The sequence below is a fragment of the Pseudomonas pseudonitroreducens genome, from assembly GCF_021603645.1.
Lineage (GTDB): Bacteria > Pseudomonadota > Gammaproteobacteria > Pseudomonadales > Pseudomonadaceae > Pseudomonas > Pseudomonas pseudonitroreducens.
The window spans coordinates 410,582-432,888 of sequence record NZ_BQHJ01000005.1; the positions used below are offsets into that span (position 1 = coordinate 410,582).

Below are 22,307 nucleotides of genomic sequence, written 5' to 3' on the forward strand. Positions count from 1 at the left end.
GAATGGGTCGCATGTTCCTCATTGGCCGCCGCTCCTGCGCTGGGCGGCCTCGCGCAGCTGGGCACGGAAGCCCGGTGCGGTCTGCGCGGGTTTCTCTGCCTTGCCCACCATGTCGGCGGGGAAGGGTGCCCACAGCGATGGGTCGGGCAGCAGGCCGTCGGCGCTCAGGCTGATGACCCCATGGCGGCCATCCACCCAGCGCGTGTCCAGGTCGGCGGCGCGGCGGCTCTCGGCCACGGCGCGAGCGACGAACTGGCCCTTCACCTGGCCCAGTTGCGCGCCCAGCGACGGGCTTTCGATCTCCGGCGTGGCAAAGATGTCGATGTTGCTGCCGTCGGCACCCCAGGCCGACAGCGATAGCCGATCATCGATGCGCTCGACCACCGGTTGCACGAAGATCGCCGGGTCGACGTCGGGTATCCGATCGCGCGGGTAGCCGTCGTCGCCGAAACGGTCGAAGTGCGGTCCCGGCGGAATGTACGGCGTGGCGATGTCCAGGGTGATGGTCAGCTGCGCCTGGTCGGTGAGGCCGGTGAGGTCGCTGATGGTGTAGGTGAAGTAGTCCTTGAGGACTTGTCCCAGACCCGCAGCGGCCAGCACTTCGCGGTTGCTCTGGTCGATGGTGTAGGTGTAGCTGCCATCGGCGTTGAGCACGAGGGTGCCGTAGCGCCCGACGATGGGTTGGCCGATTACCCCGGCGCTGCCGCTGCCGTTCTCCGCGCCGGTGCGGATGCCGGTGACGGTCAGGTGGTCGCCGCCATCCACGTCGCTGTCGTTGGGCAGGACGTTGCCGGTGGCCTGTGGCGCCGGGGTTTCGTCACTGGCGACATTGCTGTCGTCGCGGGCGATCGGGTTGTCGTCGGCGCCCTGGATGGTCACCGTCAGGCGCGCGTCGGAGGTCGCCCCGGCGGTGTCGCGCATGCGGTAGGTGAAGATCTCGCGCAGGGTTTCGCCGGCAGTGCGCAGGGCCTGCACCGTGGGGTTGGCGTTGTCCACGACATACTGATAGCTGCCGTCGGCGTTGATCGTCAGCTTGCCGTAGAGCCCCTGGAGCACCTGGCCGGCGCTGGCGCTGTTGCCATTCTCGCCGGTGTAGTGGACGACGGTCTTGGTCTCGCCGTACTGCACGCCATCGACGTCGGTGTCGTTGTCCAGCACGTTGCCGCGCGGGTCGACGCCGGGCGTCCCGTTGTTCACGCCGCCAGCCTCGACGGCGGTGGCGGTATCGTCACTGGCAATGGGCGTGTCGTTGCGGCCGTCGATGGTGATGGTCAGCAGGCCGGGCGTGGCGCCGCCCCAGATGTCCGAGCCGAGGTAGGTGAACTTGTCCTGCAGGGTCTGGCCGCTGGCGCGCAGGGCTTCGACTTCCGGCAGGCTGTTGTCCAGGGCGTAGCTCCAGCTGCCGTCCTGGTTCAGTGTCAGCGTGCCGTACTGGCCGCGCAACGATTGCCCGGGCGCGGTGACAGTGGTGGACGTCGGGCTGTCGCCGGCCCAGAACGAAACCACGTGCATCACGTCCTGCGGGATGGTGGTGATGGTGTCCGGGTCGGTGTCGTTGGCCAGCACGTTGCCCGAAGGATTGCTGCCCGGCACGTTGTTGTGCAGGCCGCCGTCCTCCACGGCGGTGCCGAAGTCCGGCGCGGTGATCGGCGGGTCGTTCTGCCCGCGGATCAGGATGACCAGGGTGGCCTGGTCGCTGAGGTTGCCGTCATCGGTGACCTGGTAGGTGAACTCCTCGATGGCGAAGGCCAGCGGGCCGAGCGCGCGGATGGTGGCGTTGTTGCTGTCGACGAAGTACTGGTAGCTGCCGTCGGCGTTGATCACCAGGGTGCCGAAGGCGCCGAGGATGGTCTGCGGGCTGCCCGGCACCACGGCGACGGTATTCACCTGCGCGCCCTCGGGTCCCTTGGCGATGGTGGTGACGCGCATATGGTCGCCGGCATCGACATCGGTGTCCTTGCCGATACCGTCGAAGATCCCGGTCAGGCCGGTGATCACGTTGCCGGTTGGGTTGCGCCCGCCGCTGCCGTCGAGGTTGGCGACCGCGTAGTTGATGTCGTCGTTGGCCACCGGCGCGTCGTAACGGCCATCGATGGTGATGGTCAGCTGGGCGATGGAGGAGGCGCCGGCGGTGTCGTGCATGCGGTAGGTGAAGGTTTCCACCAGGCTGTCGCCCAGCTTCAGGGCCTGCACCGCCGCCAGGCTGTCGTTCACCGTGTAGGTGTAGGTGCCGTTGGCGTTGAGCACCAGGGTGCCGTAGCTGCCGGTGAGCACGCCGCCACTGACGCTGAGGTCGATGAGCGCGCCACTGCCGTTCTTGTCTCCGCTGCGCGCGGCATCCACCACCTTGGTTTCACCATAGGCCGCGCCATCCGCGTCGAGGTCGTTGAGCAGCACGTTGCCGGTGGCCGGGGCGCCGGGTGTGGTGTTCAGCGTGCCGCCGGCCTCGATGGCGGTACTCGTGTCATCGCCAGCGATGGGGGTGTCGTTCTGCCCATGGATGATGACGCTGAAGGTGCGGGTGATGGCCTTGCCGTGGCCGTCGCTGACGGTATAGGTGAAGACCTCCGTGAGGGTGTCGTTGTAGGTGCGCAAGGACTGCACGGTCGGGTCGAGGTTGTTCACCGCGAAGCGATAGCTGCCATCGGCGTTGAGCAGCAGCATGCCGTACCTGCCGGCCAGGTCGGTGCCCACGGTGCCGTTGGCGCCGGTGGGGCTGACCACGGCGGTGATGGTCAGGGTGTCACCGTCCGGGTCGGTGTAGGAGCCGCGGATGCTGCCGGTCGGGTCCAGGCCCGGGACATTGTTGAGCAGGCCGCCAGCCTCGGTGGCATGGATCACCACCGGCTGCACGATGGGCGGATCGTTCACGCCGGTGACTGTGATGATCAGTTGTGCCTGGTCGGTCAGCCCGCCGCTGTCGTGGATGCGGTAGGTGAAGATCACGTCCAGCGACTGGTTGGCGGTCAGCGCGCGGATGGTCGGGTCGGCGCTGTTGATCTCGAACAGGTAGTTGCCGTCGGCGCCGATGGTCAGCTGGCCGAAGTTGCCGCTGATGATCGTGCCGTTGGCCAGCCGTGCCGCGGTGCCGGTAACGCCGATGGTGCCGGTGCCGGGGACGGTGGTCAGGGTGCCGCCGGCGGTCTCCAGGCCGGAGCGAATGCCATCGACCCTGAGCTTGTCGGCGTTGGGCTTGTCGGCGTTGTCGACGTCGGTATCCACGCCGGTGCCCGGAGCGCCGGTGATCACGTTGCCGCTGGCATTGACCGGCGCCGGGCTGCCGTCGCTGGCGCCAGCAGTGGCGGTGTTGTGATCGTCGACGGCCACCGGGGCATCGTTGGCGCCCTGGATGCGGATAGTCAGGGTGGTCAGGGCGCTCAGGCCGCCCTTGTCGGTGACCTGATAGGTGAAGACCTCGGTGATGGGCGGGTCGCCTGGCGAGAGTGCCTGTATCGCCGGGTTGTTGTTGTCGATCACGTAGCGGTAAGAACCGTCGGCGTTGAGCGTCAGGGTGCCGAAGGCCGTCTGCAAGGTGGCGGGCGCCCCGGGTGCGACCGGGAAGATCCGCCCGCCGCCGACGCCTTCGTAGCGCACCAGGCTGACCGTCTTGGTTTCGCCCAGGGCTACCGAGTCGACATCGGTGTCCGCGCCGGCGCCGGTGACAGGGTCACCGGTGAGTACGTTGCCGGTGGCGTCCTGGCCCGGAGTGCCGTTGTTGGTGCCTCCCGCCTCGATGGCGGTACCGAAGTCCGGAACGCCGATCGGGGTGTCGTTGGCGCCGTGGATGTCGATGGTGAGGGAGGTCGAGCTGCTCAGGCCGCCGCTATCGACGACGAAGTAACCGAAGGAGTCGCGTAACTGGTCGGTGCCGGTCCGCAGGGCCTGGACGGCCGCATTGTTGTTGTCGACGACGTATTGGTAGCCGCCGTTGGCGGTGATGTACAGCGTGCCGTAACGGCCGGCGAGGCTGACGACCGTGCCGTTGGCCGGAACGTTGACACCGCCGCCAGCGGCGTTCTCCAGACGGCTTACGCGGAGGAAGTCATTGTTGGTGGCGATGTCGACGTCGGTGTCGTTGTCCAGCACGTTGCCGGTGGGGTTGATCCCTGGATCGGCATTGAGGCTGCCGCCGGCCTCGACGGCGATGGCGATGTCCGGATGGGCAACGGGCGCGTCGTTGACCGGGTCGATGACGATGTTCAGGGTATCGGTGTCGCTCAGCGCGTCCGCCGGGTTCTGACCCGGCGTGCCATCACCGGTGAGCGGGTGGTCGCCGAAGTTGCCCTGGTCGTTGGTGACCATGGTCAGGGTTTCGCTGTCGCGGAAGGTGTTGAAGTCCTGGTTACCCTTGTAATACAGCTGGCTGAGCAGGAGGTTTATCTGTGCGAGCGTCCCGCTCAGCACCAACTGGTTGCTGGCACCGCTCGGCGGGGTGGCGTTGGGGGCAGGTGTCGTGGCACTGGTCCAGAGTACGCCGTGGTTGACGGTCAGGGTGACGGTGAGCACGCCGTTGCCGGCGTCGACATCGCTGGTAGCCAGACCGACGATGTGCAGTACCGTGTCCTCCTGGCCGTGCTGGTTGGCGACGGTATTGATCGGTGCTTCGTTGAGGTGCACGTAACCGAAGTTTGCCTGCCCGGTCGGGCCATCGGTGGCGGTGCCGCCATCGAGCGTCAGCTGGACCTGGTTGAAGGTGTTGCCCGCTCCGTCGGTGTCGATGCGCACCTTGAGCGTATTGCCGGGGTCGCCCGTTGTCGGGTTGCTGACCTGCGCGGCAACGTCCACGCGGTACAGCCCGCTGGGGAGGATGCTGAAAACGTACTGGCCGTTGGCGTCGGTGGTGGTCGTCGCCAGTTGCGCGTCGTCGCCGGTGCCGAACAGGCCATCCGCGCCGGCCCAGGTGAGGGTGACGGTTTGGCCGGCCAGGCCGGGGCCGTCCGGTGTCGTGCTGATAGTGGCGGAGCCGGTGTCGTCCCAGAGCGTGCCGCGCACCACGCCAAAGGCGATGCCGACGCTCTTGATGTAGTTGTTCAGCACGCTGTTGTCCGGGCCGGGGCCATCCTGGCCGGTCCGTTCGCCAGTGGCGGTGCCGGCGCTGCCGACCGCCGAACCGCCCCAGGCGGTGAAGCTTTGCGGCAGGCTGGTCCAGGTCAGCACGGCGGAGCTCGCGGCGTTGTTGGCGATCGGAGCGTCAGGCACCGTGACGCTGTAGCGGAAGCTGACCTTGTCGCCGACATTGAGCCTGGTGATGTCCAGCCCGATGCCGTTGGCCGGGTTGGGGTCGATGCTCAGGGTCAGCCCGGCCAGGGTCGCGGCTCCGCCGGGCAGGAAGTCCGCAGCGGTGTAGGTGACGCTGTTGCCGTTGACGTCGCTGATGGTGACGCCGACGAAGGTGTAGTTGCTGCCGCCGGGTAGCTTGTCCTGCAGGTGGACATCGTAGGCCGGCACATTGCCGTTCTGCTGGAAGCTCACTTCCAGGGTGGCATTGGTGGTGTTGCCGGGGCTCAAGGTCAGGTCGATCACCGACTTGGTCGGGTCGGTGAAGCCTGGTTCGACCACGGTTTCGTAGAGAACCCCACTCTGGCCGCGTGGCTCGCTGTTACTGTCGACATACTCGCTGACCTGCATGCCCAGTTGGGTGCCGGCCTGGTTGCCGACGGTATTGCGCACCCGCACGTTGAAGTCGATGACCACTCCTTCGATGTCGTCATCGCCCGGCAGTTGCTCGGTGTTGGTAATGTTGCCCAGGCTGATGGTGACCCGCTGACCGCCGTTGAGGCCACCGGTGGCGGCGATGCTGTACAGCGAGGAGTTCAGCACCGCTGTGGGGCCTGGCCAGGCGCCGGGATTGGACGGGTCGACCGGCACGTTGGGGTCAATTGGCCGGGCCACGCCGCTGAGCTGGTTGCCCTGGATCCACAGGCCAGCGACGGTGTTCACGTCCAGCAGTGCGTTGCTGCTGTTCAGGCCGCCCTTGAGGGTAGACACGAAGGCGATGAGGACCTCGTTGAGGTCGGCAGCGAGGAATTCCAGGCCGGGCGCCAGGTCGATGACGATCTGGTAGTTGGTGTTGCCCGTGCCGCTGGAGGCGATCTGCACGGCCACGCGGTAACGGATCACTTCGCCGACGGCTACCTGCTCGAACGGTGCCGAGGTATCCACAACGCCGCTGGCATTGGTGGCCGGCGGAGTATCCGGCATGCCGCCGACGCGGGAGATCAGGATCTGGTTGGAGACCGGGATCAGCAGGGTGTTGTCGATGCTGTAGTCGTTGAGCACGCCGCTGGCGAGGATGCCGTCGACGCCGGTACGCTCGCCGCTGTTGGCACCGTCCAGGCTGGTCCACTGTACGGCCGCGACGTTACGCATGACGGGCACGCTGCCGACCTGGCTGTTGACCACCCCGGACAGGCTGATGATGATGCTGCCGCCCGCTGCCAGGTCGACCTTGCCGACCGTCTGCAGGACGCCGTTGACGATGGCGAAGCTGCCAGCACCAGCGCCGCTGATGTTGGTGATGGTGTAGTTGCTGATCTGGATCGGCAGGGTATCGAGGAAGCTAAGGTCGAAGGCGTTGATGCCGCTGGTGTTGCTGATAGTGATGTTCCAGCTGATCGGCGCGTTTTCGCCAAAGCCGCCGAACGCCGGGGTAGTGGTCAGTTGCTGGGTCACCGCCAGCGTCGGCTCGACGATTGTCACGCTGGGCTGCTGGGCGCTGGCCAGGCTGCGGTCGATCGCTGTGGCGCCGTTGGGGGTATCGCCATCCGGGTCGCTATAGACCAGTTGCGCGCCGTTGTTGAGTACCACGCCCTGCTGGTTGCCGCTGACGTTGTTGGCGATCAGTACCAGGCGGATGACGAAGGCGTTGTTGCCGGTGTTGTTGTCGGCATTGGAGCCCGCGACGTCGAACACCAGGTGGAGATCACCGCCGTCGCCGGGGTCGATCACGAAACTGGAGACATTGACGCTGCCGCCGAAGTCCTGGCCCAGTGCAGCGCTACCGGCGCGGGTGAGGATGATCTGATAGCCCCGGCCGCTATTGAAGCTGGTGTCCAGGCGCAGTCCCGGGGGAATCAGGTCGTTGATGCGCAGGTTGCCAGTGGTGCCCTCGGGCAGTGTCACCACGATGTCGTAGGTCATGCTCTCGCCGATCACCAGGTCGCTGCCGGTGGTGTGGTTGGCGCTGGAGTCGTCGGCGCTGAGGCTGCCGTCCTTGTAGACCTTGGTGATGGTGGGGGCGGCGACCTGCTGGTTGGCCAGGTCTACCAGGTCGGTCGGAGTGAAGTCCTGACCGCCGTTGACGCTGGCGTAGTTGGTCAGCGCTGCGCTGCTCTGCAGGGTGCTCGACGCGAGAATCGCATTGTTGACGGTGACGTCGTAGGTGATCACCACCACGTTGCGCCCGGCGGCGTCGTTGCCGTCGGCGGCATTGGCACGGCCGGCGAGGAATGTCGCCTGGCCGTTGGCGTCGAGGAAGGTGATGGTATTGCCGTTGACGCTGTAGTCGACCCCGGCGATCAGCTGGGTGCCGTCGCCACGGTAGATCTGCAGCCGGGTCGTGAGCGCGTCCAGGCTGCCGCCAGTAAAGCTGACGCCGGCAGGCAGGGTGATGCTGGTGGTGACATCGTAGGCGCCGCCCCCCCCGGTATTCTTGATCGCCGTCGCCAGACGCAAGGTGTCGCCGCCATCGATGCCGCTGACGTTGCCGTCCACCGAGGTGAGGGTCGGTACGCCGCCACTGAAGGGCACACCGCTGGTACCAGGCGCCGACCAGCTGCCGCTGGTGCCGGTGACTGTGCCGTGGGTGGTGGAAACCACGCCGTGCTTGATGTCCAGCACCGGTTCGGCGACCGACTCGATGACTGCTACGTCCGAAGAGGTCAGCACGGTCTTGTCGATGGTGGTGGTCTGGCTGGACTGGGCCAGCACGTCCAGTTCGCGCTGGTCGGCGAAGGGCTGGTCGCCCACGCGCATGGTGAACTGCACCTGCACCCGGCCGCCGTTGAGGCCACCGGAGGCGAAGTTGCCGAAGTTGAAGATGATCGAGTTGCCCGGACCGGTGGTGACGCTGTCGGGAACATCGGCGATGGTGTTGCCGTTGGTGATCAGCCACTGCCCGACCCCGGTGCCCTGCGTCCAGTTGATGCCGGTGGCATCCAGCAGCGGCAGCGGCAGGTAGGCGGTGAGGGTGAAGTTCTCGTAGTCCGCCACCAGCAGGTCGTAGGTGATGGTGAAGGTCACCACGTCGCCGGGGCGCAGCTCGCCGTTGGCCGGTGGCAGGCCACCATTGACCCTGGTCAGGTCGATATCCACCGTCGAGGTCTGGATCGTGCTGGTGGTGCTGGAACCATCGGTCTGGGTGCCGCCGATGTTCACCGCGTCGCGCAGCACCGTGGCATCGACGGTGGCGTTGTTGCCGACGCTGTCGCCCTCGTTGAGCTGGTCGTGGGGCGGGTGGTCGGAGGTGTAGGTGAGGTCGACGATGGCGTCATAGACGATGGTCAGGGTCGTCGCGCCTTCCTGCTGGTTATCGTCCCAGAGGTCGCCGAACAGGGCGTACAGGCCGGGGCCCTGGACGGCAGTGGCAATCGACTCGGAGATATCGAAGACCAGGGTGGTGCTGCCGTCGGCATTCTGCGTGGCGGTGTAGATCAGCGGAATCACCTGGGAGCCGCCTTGCGTCCGGATGACGATGGTTGGCGGATTGAGGGTGCTGAAGGTCTGGCCGTCGCTGAGATGGTCGGTGATGGTGAACTGGCCCTGGCCGAGGATGTTCTTGCCGAAGGCGAAGAAGTCGGAGATGGCCACTTCCATGGTGTAGCGCAGGGTATCGCCGGGGGTCAGGCCGGCCTGGCCAACATCGTTCTGCAGGTTGACTTCCTTGAGCAGGGTGATGGACTTGGCGACGAAGGTGATGCCCTGGCCATTGCCGGTCTCGGTGAACGGATAACCATCGGGGTCGGTCGGCCGGTCGCGCGGGTCCAGCGGGTTCCAGTCGCCACTGGCGGTGGCGGTGCCAAAGTTGATGGTCACCGGGTTGCCGGTAGTCGGGTCGATCACCGGGCGGCCGTTGGCGTCGATCTCCGGGACGTAGAAACTCACCTGGGTGCTGCTGGCGCTGTTCAGGTTGTCGTAGTGGATGGTGTAGCTGGCGACGAAGGCGTTGGGGTTGGCCAGGGCGGCAGCGATCAGCGCGGGATCGGTGAGCACGGTGCCGTCGTGCAGGGTCACCGACTCCAGGGTGCCGCCGGCACCGGGAGTGATCTGGCTGACGTGGACCTGGTCGGGCACGGTCTGGGTGACGCTGACATTGGTCAGGGTCTGGCCGGTGGCCGGGGTCACCGTCACCGTCTGGGTGCGGGTGTAGTTCGGCCCGGTGACGGTCTCACCCTCGGGCATGTTGACCGTCTGGGTGATCGATAGCAGCGTCGGTGTCACCACGAAGCTGTGCAGCGCGGACTCCACCAGAGAGGGGTCCTGGGTCGGGTTGTTCAGCGAATCGTTGCCGTATTCGAAGCCGCCGCGGGCATTGATCGTGAGGTTCGGCGCGCCATCGGAGTAGCTGGTGTCGGCCAGGTTGCTCAATTGCGCGGTGACCTGGATGTCGATCGCCGGCTGGCCGTTGGTAACGCTGCCGTAGGGCAGTTGCAGCACGATCATCTGGTCGCCGGGCTTCATGCCGACGCTGGCGGCGTTGATCACCAGGGCGTTGCCGTTGGCGTCCTTGGCGAACGGGTGGGTGACGTTGCCGTCGGCGCCGAAGGTCAGCACGGTGGATTTCACCGCCTGGCCGAGGTAGGTGGCCGAGATGAAGCTGGCGCCGTCGTTGCCGTCACGGCCGGTGGCCGGCATGAACAGATCGATGTAGGGGGCGTAGCCCACTTGCGTGGACGGGTTGCTGAAGATGACGTCGAAGGTGAACTGATCGCCCAGGCGCACTGCCGAACCGCCGCTGCCCATGGCCACGGTGGGGCTGGCATTGGCCAGCAGGCCCTGGAAGTCCACCAGTGTGCTGGCGCTGAGGGCGATGGTCTTGTCGACGTCGCCGGCGCGTACTTCGAGGTTCCAGTCGCCACCGGCAGTTCGGGAGCCGGTGGCGTTGCTCGAGGCGCCGACATCGGCGCCGGTCCAGCGCGCCAGCTCGTTCACCAGCGCCTGCCCGGCGCTACCTGCGCCAACGTCGCAGCCGTAGAGCTGGATGTCCGCGCCGGCATTGAGCTCGCCGCGCCAGGCGCTCAGGCGTTCGCCGAGCTGGTCGACGCTCTGGCTGGTGAAGGTCTGGTTGCCCAGGGTGAACTGGCCGGTGGCACCGTGGGAGAAGATCTGGATGGAGTCGACCTTGCCCAGTTGCGCCAGGGCGCTGCTGATCGCCGCGATGGCATCCTGGCCGGCGTCGACCACCAGCGCGGTGGTACCCACCGGCAGGTTGGCGGCCAACTGGTCGCGGTTCTCCAAGCGCGCATCGATCACCACCAGGTTGCGCGGCGCCGCCTGGGCGGGGGCCGCTGCCTGCGCGCGCGCTTCCACCGCAGTGGCCGGTTTGGCCGTGTCCTTGGCGTCGGCGCCCGCAGTGGCGTCATGATGCTGTTGATCGACAGCCGCTGCGGCAGCGCCGTCGAAGAGAATGCGTTGCTCCAGCGCGAGCGCGTGGGCGGCGGGCTGGAATAGTTTCGAACGGAATTTGGCCTGCATTTCCTAACTTCCGGCTAAGTAAGTCCCCGAGGAAAGCAGTCCTACGCATATCTGCTTACGCAATTTACGCTAGTACCAATCCGAATTATCGCAAGCAGAACAGCGACATAAGCGACAGCTAAGTATCAAAAATCTTACAGCTGAATGGCTCAGTTCTACGCCCGCCGTGGCTTCCGCCGAACGAACGGTAGATGCGGACGTTTCGCCACAGGCCCGGCGCAAATTCCGACTTTGGCTACGCTTGAGCGAACGGTCCGGCAGAGACCGGATCAGGGCGCAGGAAGGTTGGGGAGTGGCCATGGGGAAAAAGCTGGGCAGATGTCTGCTACTGATGGGCCTGCTGTTGGTCGGAGGGCAGACCGGGCTGGCCGCGGAGCCGCCGGCAACCGCGGTGCGGGCGCCAGAGGATGCGGCGGCGCCGTTGAAGGTGGAAAACCGCGACATCCTGGTGTTTCGCGCCACGCTGCTCGGCGAGTCCCCACAGGTGCGGGCCCATCGCGCCAAGGCGACCATCGAGGAAGCGCTGCAGGGCGGCGATGAACTGAAAGTGAATCTCGACCCGATCCAGGACAGCTACATGGTCCTGCTCGGCTATAGCCGTGCCTTCATCATTTCGCCGGAGGATGTCGATCCGCCGGGCAGTTCGGTGCGTGCCGCCGCCGAGGTGGCAGCGGCCAACCTGCGCCTGGCGGTGGCCGAGAACCGCGAGGCGAGCAGCGTGCGCTACCTGCTCAGCGCGCTGGGCCTGGCGGCCGCGGCGACGGTGGCCTACCTCCTGCTGCTGCGCGGCATCGGCTACGTGAGAAGCAAGCTGCTGCAGCGCCTGCCGGATGTGATGAGCCGGCACAGCGGTCGGCTCAAGGTCGGGCAGACGCCGCTGCTGGGCAGCCGCTACCTCTATTACCTGGTCGGCCGGCTGATCTGGCTGGTCTACTGGCTGCTGGTGTTCCTGTTCAGCTATCAATGGCTGAGCTTCGTGCTGTCGCGCTTCCCCTACACCCGGCCGTGGGGCGAGAGCCTCAACGTGCACCTGGTCAACCTGGCGCGCTATCTCATCAACGGCATGCTCGATGCCTTGCCGGGGCTGGCGGTGGCACTCAGCATCCTGGTGATTGCCCGCGCCATCAGCGGCTTCGCCCGCCACGTGCTGCAGCGCATGGCGCGGCCGGGCAACCTGCGCTGGCTGACCGAGGAAACCCTGCAGCCGACCACACGGCTGACCTCCCTGGCGATCTGGCTGTTCGCTATCGTCATGGCCTATCCGTACCTCCCCGGTTCCGGCACCGAGGCCTTCAAGGGCTTGTCGGTACTGGTGGGCCTGATGATTTCCCTGGGCGCTTCCAGTGTCATCGGCCAGGCGGCTTCCGGGCTGATCCTCACGTACTCGCGCACCCTGCGGGTCGGTGAATTCGTCCGCATCGGCGACAACGAAGGCACGGTGACCGAGGTGGGGGTGTTCAACACCACCATCCGCACCGGCCTGGGCGAAGTGCTGACGCTGCCCAACTCGATGATCACCGGCTCGGTGACGCGCAACTATTCGCGCATCGTGCAAGGCCAGGGCTACGTGGTGGATACGGTCGTCACCATCGGCTACGACACGCCGTGGCGGCAGGTGGAGGCCATGCTGATCGAGGCGGCACGGCGCACCGACGGCATCCTGCAAACCCCGGCGCCACAGGTGTTCCAGACGGCGCTGTCGGACTTCTACCCCGAATACCGCCTGGTGGCCCAGGCCATCCCCAGCGAGCCGCGCCCGCGCGCGCTGCTGCTGAGCGTACTGCACGCGAATATCCAGGACGTGTTCAACGAGTACGGCGTACAGATCATGTCGCCGCATTACCTGGGCGACCCCCAGCAGGCCAAGTGGGTGCCGCGCGATCAATGGCATGCGGCGCCAGCCAAGCCCGAGGCGCCGTCCGATCGCTGAGTCCGGCGAGATGCCGGCGCTCATCTATGCTGATCGATCCACGGGCCCCGGTTGCAGTGCGGGGCCCGATCCACTTGCCCGCGCCGGAGACATTTCATGAACCTGCATCTGTCCGACAAGCTCGCCCTGGTCAGCGGTTCGACCAAGGGCATCGGTTTTGCCATTGCCCAGGGCCTGGCCCGCGAAGGCGCGAGGGTCATCGTCAATGGCCGCAGCCAGGGCTCGGTGGACGAAGCACTGGCCAGGCTGCGCTCGGGGCAGGCCGACGCCAGGGTGGAAGGCTTCGCCGGCGACCTTTCCGATCCGCAGCAGGTCGCCGCGCTGGTGCAGCGCTATCCGGCGGTGGACGTGCTGGTGAACAACCTGGGCATCTTTGATCCGAAGCCCTTCGAAGAGATTCCTGACGAAGACTGGGTGCGCTTCCTCGATGTCAACCTGCTCTCCGGGGTACGCCTGTCCCGCGCCTACCTGCCGGGCATGAAGCAGAAGAACTGGGGCCGGGTGGTGTTCATCAGCAGCGAGAGTGGAATGGTGATCCCGGTGGAGATGATTCATTACGGCGTCACCAAGACCGCCCAGCTCAGCCTGTCCCGCGGACTGGCGGAAACCTGTGCCGGCACCGGCGTGACGGTGAACGCGGTGCTGCCGGGGCCGACTGCCTCGGAAGGCGTCAACGAGTTCGTCGAGAAACTCTCCGGCGGTCAGCCGTTCGCGGAGTTCGAGGCCGAGTTCTTCCGCAGTGCGCGGCCCAGCTCCCTGCTGCAGCGCTTCGCGCGCCCGGAGGAGGTGGCCAATCTGGTGGTCTACGTCTGCTCCGAGGCGTCATCGGCCACCAATGGCGCGGCACTGCGGGTGGATGGCGGCGTGGTGCGCTCGCCGTTCTGAGTCACTCGCCGCGGCGACTCTCGAACTCCAGGCCCAGCGCCAGCTCACTGCTGCCAAGCTGGCCCAGCCACTGTTGCGCTTTCGCGCCGGCCAGGTGCGCGTCCAGCGCGGCCTGGCTGGCCCAGCAAGTCGAAACCTGCCAGCGGTCGGCGGCCAGCGCCAGCAACTCGCCGGACTGGCAGCCGGGTTGCTGGCGTACCTGCTCCAGCAAGTCATTCAGGTGACGGCCCAGCGCGGCAACCTGGCCGGGGAACGCCTGGACACGGACGATGGCAATGGCGGACGGGGACATGGCAAGGCTCCTTTCTGCTGGCCGGACGTGGGGCCATTGGGCGCTGACGACGCAATCCGGTAAAGGCCGGAACCGGCTTTCAAAACCGATGCTGAAAGGTTAAGTGCGCGCCGCCCGGGCATGAACCGCCAATTCCCGGGAAAAGCGTTGGGCCAATCCTTCCGCTGCGCGCTGCGATGCTACCGGGTGCGTAGGAGCGGACTTCGTCCGCGATGTGCTACCGGCGGGCCTGGAATGGTCGGAAAACGATCGCGGACAGAGTCCGCTCCTACGCACCCTGGGAATTGGGTTTTGGCGTCAGCTCAACTGCTGCAGCAGGTCGCGCACCTTGTCCAGGGCCGGGTCGATGTCCAGCGTGTCGATGGCGCCGAAGCCGAGCAGCAGGCCTTCGCGCGCGGGTACATGGTCATAGAAGGAGGCCAGCCCGTAGAGGCCGACGTCGACCTTGCGTGCCAGCTCGGCGAGCAGCGGCACCTTGATGGGCGTGCGGCACAGCGCCGTGAGGTGGAAACCGGCCACCGAGGGCACTGTTTCCAGCCAGGGCGCCAGATCGCCGGCAAGGCGTGCGAGGATGCGCTCGCGGCGCCCGGCATAGATGCCGTGGCAACGGCGGATATGCTTGAGCAGATAGCCCTCGCCGATGAACTTGGCCAGCGCCCACTGTGGCAGCGTCGAGCTGTGCCAGTCGGAAATCTGCCGAACGCGCACCAGCGCCGGAAACAGGCTCGGCGGCGGGATCAGGTAGCCCAGGCGTAGCTCCGGCAACAGCACCTTGGAGAAGGTCCCGATATAGGCCACGACGCCATGGCGGTCGAGGCTCTGCAGGGCGTCGGTGGGGCGGCCTTCGTAGCGGAATTCGCTGTCGTAGTCGTCCTCGATCACCAGCGCGCCCAGCTCCAGCGCACGCTCCAGCAGCGCTTCGCGGCGTGCCGCGCTCATCGGCATGCCGAGCGGGAACTGGTGCGAAGGCGTGGTGTAGATCATCCGCGTCCCGTCGGGAATCAGGTCGACGCGAATGCCCTCGGCGTCCACCGGAACGCTCGCCACCTCCGCGCCCAGCGTCTGGAACAGCAGGCGTGCCGGCGTGTAGCCAGGGTCTTCCATGGCTACCCGGTCGCCGGGGCGGAGCATCACGCGGGCGAGCAGGTCCAGCGCCTGTTGCGCGCCATTGCACACCAGCACGTCGTCCAGCGTGCAGTTGACACCGCGCGCATAGGCGACGTGCCGGGCGATGCCGTCACGCAGCGGCGTGATGCCTTCGGGGCGGCTGTAATGGCCGCGCTGGCCGGTCATCTGGCGCATCGCGTGGTTCACGCAGCGGCGCCATTCCTCCTGGGGAAACTGCAGCTGGGTGGTGGCGCCGCCGATGAAGTCGGCGCGTGCCGTGCCCTCGTTGCCGGGGTGGCTGAGACGGGTGTTGAGATTCGCCCAGCGCTCGATGTTGTCCTGGCTGGCGAACCTTGCGCCATCGCGGCGCCGATCCGGGCGCGCGGCACGGGCGTTGACGAAGGTGCCGCTGCCGATCTTGCCAACCAGCACGCCTTCATAGGTGAGTTGTGCGTAGGTGTCGGAAATGGTCTTGCGTGAAATGCCCAGTTGCTCGGCCAGCAGGCGGCTGGGCGGCAGCCGTGTGCCGGGGGCGAGGCGGCCGGTGTCGATGGCTTCGCGCAACTGGCGATAGAGTTGACCGGCCAGGTCCTTCTGGCCATGGATGATCAGGTGCAGCTCCAAGGAAAGGCTCCGGCGGCTCGGGACTGATGGGCAAGCGTAGCGCCCGCACGCGGGGGCGGTGAAGCTGCGTGGCGGAAATAGGCCGAATTGGTCACCTGGCGAACTGGCCGTGGCGCGCACAATGGCGCGAAGCCTTTTACGGGAGCGTCGCCATGGAGCCTCGCCTGGATTACTACACGGCCTCGCCTGAAGCGCTCAAGGCGGTGCTGGCGCTGGAAGCCGCGATCTTCGACCTGTCCATTGAAAAACCGTTGCTGGAACTGGTGCGCCTGCGGGTTTCCCAGGTGAACAACTGTGCCTTCTGCGCCGACATGCACGCCATGGAGGCGCGCCGCAGCGGAGAGACCGAACGGCGGCTGTTCGCCGTCAGCGTCTGGCGCGAGTCGCCGTTCTTCACCCCGCGTGAGCGTGCTGCGCTGGCGTGGTGCGAGTCGGTGACACTGCTCTCCGAATCCAAGGTGCCCGTGGAAGTCTTCCAGATCGCCCGCGAACAGTTCAGCGAGCGTGAACTGGTGGACCTGACCGTGGCCATTGGTGCGATCAACGTGTGGAACCGCCTGGGCGTTTCCTTCCGCCAGCAGCCGCCCGCCTGAGCCGCAGCTTTTTGTAGGAGCGAGCTTGCTCGCGAACAACCCCAGCAACGTGGCTGCCTGTTAATCCGTTCGCGAGCAAGCTCGCTCCTACACGTCCCGTGCTGTTTGAGGCAGGCGCAATGGCAGGCAGCACAGCGCGCCCACCAGCAAAGCGCTGACCGCGGCGCCCAGGGCTGGAATGAAACTGCCGGTCATCCCGCGCAGCGCACTGGCGGCCAGTGGCCCGGCGATCTGCCCAACGCCATACAGCGCGGTCATCGCCGCCAGCATGTTGAAGCGCACCTGCGAGGCCACCGCGCGGGCCGCCGGCATGGCGATAGTCACGGTGCCCATGAAGCTGCCACCCACCAGCACCGCGCTGCCCAGGTAAAGGACGGCGGACTCGCCCAGTGCCGGCAGCATCACACCGACGGCCTGCACCAGCAGGTTCAGCGCCAGTGCACGGCGGCCACCGAGCCTCAGGTGCAGGCGGTGCCAGAGGAAGCACGAGGGCGCAGCGCCCAGGCCGAACGCCGCCCAGACCTGCAGCGGGTCGATGGCGCCCAGGCCGCTCTTCATCAGCAATGGCAGGTAGGTGGCAGTGATGATGTAGCCGAAGCCGGCCAGGCCGTAGACCAGCAGGATGATCGGCGCGGACAGCTCGGGCACCTGCCCCGAACCGTTCGTTATGTGTTGCGGCATTGGCGGTGCTGCGCGACCCAGCGCAGGGGTGGCCAGTAACGACAGAGCCAGCCCGGCCAGCGCCAGCACGCACCAGATCGCGGCGCTTCCCAGGCCGAAGGCGTTGCCGGCGGCAATCAGTTCCGCCGAGACCAGGATGCCGACGCCCACGCCGGCGAACATCATTGGTGCGCCATGGCTTTCGCCCATGCTCTGCAATAGCCATTGCGCCGCGCTGACCAGCACCATGGCCGTGAGCACGCCGGCCAGCAGACGCACGCCCACGGCAAACCAGACCGCTGCCGGAATGGCCATGGCGGCGAGGGCGGCCAAGGTGCCGACCAGGGCGATCAGGCAGATGCGTGCAGCATGTCGTTCGTGGCTGCGCGCCAGCAGCAGCGCACCCAGCAGGTAGCCGGCGTAATTGGCCGAGGCCGCCAGCGAGCCGCCGGTGACGCTGAGCACGCCGTCGCGCACCATCAGCGGGTAGAGCCCGGTAAAGGCAAATCGGCCAAAGCCCATGCCCACGGCAAGGATCAGTGCCGCCGACAGCGCCGCGGGCAGGCGGCGTGCGCGGCTCACGGGCGTGCCTCCAGGGCTTCCCGCCAGCGTTGGAAGGCACCGGTGGCATAGCCTTCGCGCCAGATCAGCAGGGTGTCCACTTCCAGCAGCGGCACCACCTGCAGGGCGGGCATATGCCGGTGCAGCTCCAGCACTGAACGGGGCAGCACGCCAAAGCAGGACCCGGCGTTAACGCAGGCGAGGATGCCATGGTACGAACCGACCTCCTGCACGACGAGCGACGCTCCCTGCAACCAGCGCTCCAGCAACTGGCGGTAAGTGCAGCCGCGGGCGAAGCCCACCAGCGTGCGGATCTGCACATCCTCGGGCCGGGTTACCGGTGGATGGTCGCCCGGCAGCACCAGCAGCAACTCCTCGCGGAACACCGGTTCGGCGCACAGGCCGCGCTCCAGCAGCGATTCGAAACCAGGTTCGGCGTGGAGGATGTCCGGATGGGAGATCAGCGCGCAGTCGAGCTGGCGGTTCAGTACTTCATTGATCAGCTTCTGGCTGTGGCCGGTGGTGATGTGCAGCTCCACGTCGGGATAGGCCCGGTGAAAGCGCGCCAGGATTTCCGGCAGCCGGCTGGCGGCGGCGGCTTCCATGCTGCCCAGGCGCAGGCTGCCGGTGGCGCTGCTCGGGTGCAGCGACTGGCGGGCTTCGGTGGCGAGGGCGAGCAATTGCTCGGCGTAGCGGAGGAACTCGCGGCCCTGGTCGGTCAGCGTCATGCGCTTGCCATCGCGCAGGAACAGCGCCGCGCCGAGGTCTTCCTCGAGCTGGCGAATGCGCGTGGTGACGTTCGATTGCACGCGCTGCAGGCGGGCCGCGGCGCGGGTGACGCTCTGTTCTTCGGCGACGCAACGGAAGATTTCCAGGCTGGAGAGATCCATGATTAATCTTCAATAGAGAATATGTTGCGAAGAATAATCTCTCTATGAGATGTTGTGTCAAGCGTCAGCAAGCCAGGCGGCGATTTCGCCGGCACCGAAAACGAGGACCCCGTCATGCGCATTACCGAACTGCTCGGCATCCAGCACCCCATCATCCAGGCGCCCATGGTGGGCGTGTCCACCCCGGCGCTGGCCGCGGCGGTTTCCAATGCCGGCGGCCTGGGCTCCATCGGCCTGGGCGCGAGCAGCGCGACGCAGGCCCGCGCGCTGCTGGAGCAGACCCGCGCGCTGACCGACAAGCCGCTCAACCTCAACCTGTTCTGCCACCGCCCGGCCGTGGCCGACGCGGTGCGCGAAGCGGCCTGGCTGGAACACCTGCGTCCGCTGTTCGCCGAGTTCGATGCGCAGCCACCGCAGCAGATCAGCGAGATCTATCGCAGCTTCCTGGCCGATCCGGACATGCTGGAGTTCCTCATCGAAGCGCGCCCGGCGGTGGTCAGCTTCCACTTCGGGTTGCCGCCGCAGAGCTGGATCGATCGCCTGAAGGCCGCCGGTATCCGCCTGCTGGCTACCGCTACCTGCCTGGAAGAGGGCCGTGCCATCGAGGCGGCGGGCATCGACGCGATCGTCGCGCAAGGCTATGAGGCCGGTGGTCACCGGGGCGTGTTCGAGCCGGAGAAGGACGCGCGTATCGGCACCTTCGCGCTGGTCCGCACGCTGGTCAAAGGCACAGGCCTGCCGGTAATCGCGGCGGGTGGAATCATGGATGGGCAGGGCATGCGCGCCATGTTCGAGCTGGGCGCCGAGGGCGTGCAGATGGGCACGGCATTTATCGCCGCGGACGAATCCTCGGCCAACGCCGCCTTCAAGGCAGCGTTGCGAGGCGAGCGGGGTGAGCGCACCGCGGTGACGGCGGCGATTTCCGGCCGCGCTGCGCGGGGCATGGTCAATCGGCTGTTCACCGACGTGGGCAGAGCCGATGCGCCGGCGCTGCCGGACTACCCGATCACCTATGACGCGGCCAAGGCGCTGACCGCCGCGGCGACCGCCAAAGGCAACAGCGACTTCGCCGTGCAGTGGGCCGGGCAGGGCGCGCCGCTGGCGCGGGAGATGCCGGCGGCGCAGCTGGTGGCGACCCTGATGCGCGAATTCCTCACCGGCACGAGCCTGTAGGAGCGAGCTTGCTCGCGAACCGCCTGACGCCAGCGCCGCCAGGCGCTCCGTTCGCGAGCAAGCTCGCTCCTACAAGGGCCTGATGCCCCGCTTCGGGCTGAGGTGATTGGTGGATGGCGCGCCTGAATCAGCGGGCGCTGACGCCGCGGCAGGCTTCTCCCGCGGGCGCCAGAGTTCGGCCAGCAGTACACCGCCCAGGGTCAGGGCGCCACCGACCAGGTGATAGCTGGTCAGCCGTTCGCCCAGCACCACGGCGGCGATAGCGGCGGTCAGCACCGGCAGCAGGTTGAAGAACAGCGCCATGCGGCTGGGCCCCATGCGCTGCACGCCCTGCATCCAGGCCAGGGCGCCGACGATGGAGGCCAGCAGCCCGGCATACAGCACCAGCGGCAGGTTGGCGCTGGTCAGGCCGTGGTGCGGTGAGGCGATGTACAGCGGCGCCAGTGCAACGATGGCCACCAGTACCTGCAGGTAGAGCATCAGCAATGGCGGCAGGGGCAGGTTCCACTTCTTCAGCAGCACGCCATACACGCCGTAGGCGAGGGTAGCGACGATCATCATGCCGTCGCCCAGGTTCACACCATGGCTGATCAGTTGCTGCGGGCTGCCTTGGGTGATCACCAGCAGCACCCCACCCAGCGACAGCAACGCACCCAGCAGAGCGGCGACGCTCAGCTTGTGGCGCAGCAGGATCGACGCCAGGGCGAGCGACATCAGCGGCATCAACGACAGGATGATGCCCATGTTGGTCGCCGAGGTGAGCGCCGCGGCGTAGTAGGCCAGGCACTGGTAGACGGCCATGCCGAGCAGGCCGAGGGTGATGATCTTGCCGAGGTTGGCGCGGATCACCGGCCAATGGGCGAGGGCGGCGCGCAGCAGGAAGGGCGTCAGCAGCGCACCGGCCAGCAGCCAGCGGAAGAAGCCGATTTCCGCCGGGGCGATCTGCCCGACGGCGAGCTTGTTGACGACGGTGTTGCCGGACCAGATGACCACGGCCAGCAGGGGGAACAGGTAATTCATGGGATTCTTGCGGGTCTCAAAGTGACGTCGGACGGGTTGCCTCTCCCTCTCCCCAGCCTCTCCCTGAAGGGAGCGGGAGGCGTTCCGCGCTCAGCTATTTTACGGAGCCAGCCGGCGGGCCTATGGCCATCCGATCACTCGGGACAGTCCGCTCTCCCTTTGGAGCGGGGCGCGTAGCCAGGGCTGGGGAGAGGGTGCTCCACAGATGGCAGCCATTTTCTCCTCGTCCAAATCCAGACGTATAATGAATACCGGACAATCCACCCCGGCATTCGGACATGACCCGCGTACTGCCTCTCCCGCTGCCCGACATCGACCGGCTGCCAGCCGATCTGTACTTTCGCTACGACGAATTCGACGCCGGCACCCATTCGCCCAGCCACCGCCACGCCTGGGGCCAGCTCAACTATGCGTCACACGGGGTGATGGAGCTGGAGGTCGATGGCCAGCGCTTCCTCTCGCCGCCGCAGTACGCCGTGTGGGTTCCGCCAGGGCTCGAGCACAGCTGCTACAACCGCCAGGCCATCGTCTATCGCTCGCTGTACGTGTCCGCCGAACTGGCGCGGGAGCTGCCGGCCGCGCCTTGTACATTGGCGATCAGCGATATCCTCAAGGCCATTCTTTCGGACTTCGCCACACGCCGCGTGAAGCTGCCGCAAACCCCCGCCGACCTGCGCCTGGCGCAGGTCGTGATCGATCAGCTCAAGGCCGCCCAGCCCCACGACGATTACCTGCCTTACGCCAATAGCGGGGCGCTGGGGGAAGTGCTGAGCGCGCTGCAGGCCGCGCCGGGTGACAACCGCACCCTGGCGCAATGGGCCGAGCGCGTGCACAGCACCGAGCGCACCCTGGCGCGGGCCTGCCAGCGGGAACTGGGGATGTCGTTCGGCGAATGGCGCCAGCGCCTGCGGTTTCTTGCAGCCATCGAGGCGCTGGCCTCGGGGGAAGGGGTGCAGCAGATCGCCTTCAACCTGGGCTACAGCAGCCCGTCGGCGTTCATCGCGATGTTCCGGCGGCTCTCCGGCACGACGCCGGAGCAGTACCGCTCGACCTTCCGCGCCCTGGCGCAGGGCTGAAGATTCCCGCCTCGCGCGGCACGGGCCAGCTGGGATCGGCTAAAAGCGCAGTCCAGGCGCTCTGAAGGAGCATGCTCCAGCGGCCTGCAACGCCGCCTGGGCCGCAGATCGTGGACAGGCCCTCAGCGCTTGCCGTCTTCCAGGCTCTTCAGGGTCTTGCGGCAGTGGATCAGTGCATCGCGCACCATGAAGTTCACCAGGGTCGGGGACACGCCCAGTTCCTCGGCGATTTCCTTCTGCGTGCGGCCGTGCAGGCGGTACATCTCGAAGGCATAGCGGGTGCGCTCGGGTAGCGTCTGCAGGGCGCTGGAGATGGCTTCCAGGGTCTGCCGGTCCTCGTGCTCGATCTCCGGTGACGCGGACGGCGTGGCGATGTGCATGCCTTCTTCCTCGCTACCCGAGTAGCGCTTCTCCAGCGCCTGGCGGCGATACAGGTCGATGGCCAGGTTGCGCACCACACGCATCAGGTAGCCGCTCTGCGACTGGATGCCGGGAGTGAGGTCACTCGCATTGAGCTTGATGTACGCATCGTGCACCACGTCTTCGGCATGGCTGCGGCAGCCGAGGATGCGTGCGGCCGCATTGATGAAAGTCTGCCGGTGGGTAGCGAACAGCTCGTGCAGAGCAGGGCGCGACTCGGCGGGCATTGGCTTGGACATGCAAGGTGTTCCTATGCGGCGGCGGAGGCGGGGACGTCCACATGGGTTGAGGCGGTCAATCTAGATCAAATGATAATTATTATCAATTTATTCGGAAGAGTCCGACACTCGCTCTGGAACAGGGTTCCCACACGAGTGTGAAGAT

11 protein-coding genes and 1 pseudogene are annotated in these 22,307 nt (G+C 66.7%); 5 read left to right on the plus strand and 7 right to left on the minus strand.

The features are described from left to right. Positions 1 to 18: 18 nt before the first annotated feature. On the minus strand, positions 19 to 10,692 hold the full coding sequence (locus tag L6D89_RS14955) for a VCBS domain-containing protein (RefSeq protein ID WP_236200292.1): 10,674 nt from the start codon (positions 10,690 to 10,692) through the stop codon (positions 19 to 21). 298 nt (positions 10,693 to 10,990) lie between these two features. Here L6D89_RS14955 and L6D89_RS14960 point away from each other — a divergent pair, with 298 nt between their 5' ends. Both L6D89_RS14960 and L6D89_RS14965 read left to right on the plus strand, forming a co-directional pair. Then, entirely contained in the window at positions 10,991 to 12,622 is a 1,632-nt protein-coding gene (locus tag L6D89_RS14960; RefSeq protein ID WP_236200293.1) for a mechanosensitive ion channel family protein, read from the plus strand. A 96-nt stretch (positions 12,623 to 12,718) separates the two neighbouring features. Next, the gene (locus L6D89_RS14965; RefSeq protein WP_236173354.1) at positions 12,719 to 13,507 is read left to right on the plus strand and encodes an SDR family NAD(P)-dependent oxidoreductase; all 789 of its coding nucleotides are present in this window, start codon (positions 12,719 to 12,721) and stop codon (positions 13,505 to 13,507) included. Between the two features lies 1 nt (position 13,508). On the opposite strand, the gene L6D89_RS14970 is transcribed toward L6D89_RS14965, so the two are convergent. Beyond that, positions 13,509 to 13,799: a putative quinol monooxygenase gene (locus L6D89_RS14970; RefSeq protein ID WP_236173353.1), complete on the minus strand. Its 291-nt coding sequence runs from the start codon at positions 13,797 to 13,799 to the stop codon at positions 13,509 to 13,511. A gap of 297 nt (positions 13,800 to 14,096) precedes the next feature. Beyond that, on the minus strand, positions 14,097 to 15,530 hold the full coding sequence (gene pdxR, locus L6D89_RS14975) for a MocR-like pyridoxine biosynthesis transcription factor PdxR (protein ID WP_236200294.1): 1,434 nt from the start codon (positions 15,528 to 15,530) through the stop codon (positions 14,097 to 14,099). Positions 15,531 to 15,682: 152 nt separating this feature from the next. On the opposite strand from pdxR, the gene L6D89_RS14980 reads away from it, so the two are divergent. Beyond that, positions 15,683 to 16,123 (plus strand): carboxymuconolactone decarboxylase family protein, encoded by a 441-nt coding sequence (locus L6D89_RS14980; RefSeq protein WP_236173351.1) that lies wholly within the window; start codon positions 15,683 to 15,685, stop codon positions 16,121 to 16,123. Positions 16,124 to 16,210: 87 nt separating this feature from the next. On the opposite strand, the gene L6D89_RS14985 is transcribed toward L6D89_RS14980, so the two are convergent. Further along, positions 16,211 to 17,365 carry a YbfB/YjiJ family MFS transporter gene (locus tag L6D89_RS14985; protein WP_236200295.1) on the minus strand — a complete coding sequence of 385 codons (1,155 nt, stop codon included), beginning with the start codon at positions 17,363 to 17,365 and terminating at the stop codon, positions 16,211 to 16,213. Beyond that, a complete protein-coding gene (locus tag L6D89_RS14990) occupies positions 17,362 to 18,234 on the minus strand; it encodes a LysR substrate-binding domain-containing protein (protein WP_236200296.1) in 873 nt (290 codons plus the stop codon). The genes L6D89_RS14985 and L6D89_RS14990 overlap by 4 nt, the downstream gene beginning before the upstream one ends. Before the next feature lie 114 nt (positions 18,235 to 18,348). Between L6D89_RS14990 and L6D89_RS14995 the strand changes: the two genes are divergently transcribed. Beyond that, the gene (locus L6D89_RS14995) at positions 18,349 to 19,407 is read left to right on the plus strand and encodes an NAD(P)H-dependent flavin oxidoreductase (RefSeq protein ID WP_236200297.1); all 1,059 of its coding nucleotides are present in this window, start codon (positions 18,349 to 18,351) and stop codon (positions 19,405 to 19,407) included. A gap of 159 nt (positions 19,408 to 19,566) precedes the next feature. On the opposite strand, the pseudogene L6D89_RS15000 reads toward L6D89_RS14995, so the two are convergent. After that, positions 19,567 to 20,427 (minus strand): annotated as a pseudogene (locus tag L6D89_RS15000) (DMT family transporter); the annotation flags it as partial. A 278-nt stretch (positions 20,428 to 20,705) separates the two neighbouring features. On the opposite strand from L6D89_RS15000, the gene L6D89_RS15005 reads away from it, so the two are divergent. Next, the gene (locus L6D89_RS15005) at positions 20,706 to 21,503 is read left to right on the plus strand and encodes an AraC family transcriptional regulator (RefSeq protein ID WP_236200299.1); all 798 of its coding nucleotides are present in this window, start codon (positions 20,706 to 20,708) and stop codon (positions 21,501 to 21,503) included. A 122-nt stretch (positions 21,504 to 21,625) separates the two neighbouring features. Here L6D89_RS15005 and L6D89_RS15010 read toward each other — a convergent pair whose 3' ends face one another. Continuing rightward, positions 21,626 to 22,162: an RNA polymerase factor sigma-70 gene (locus L6D89_RS15010; protein WP_236173345.1), complete on the minus strand. Its 537-nt coding sequence runs from the start codon at positions 22,160 to 22,162 to the stop codon at positions 21,626 to 21,628. Positions 22,163 to 22,307: the final 145 nt, after the last annotated feature.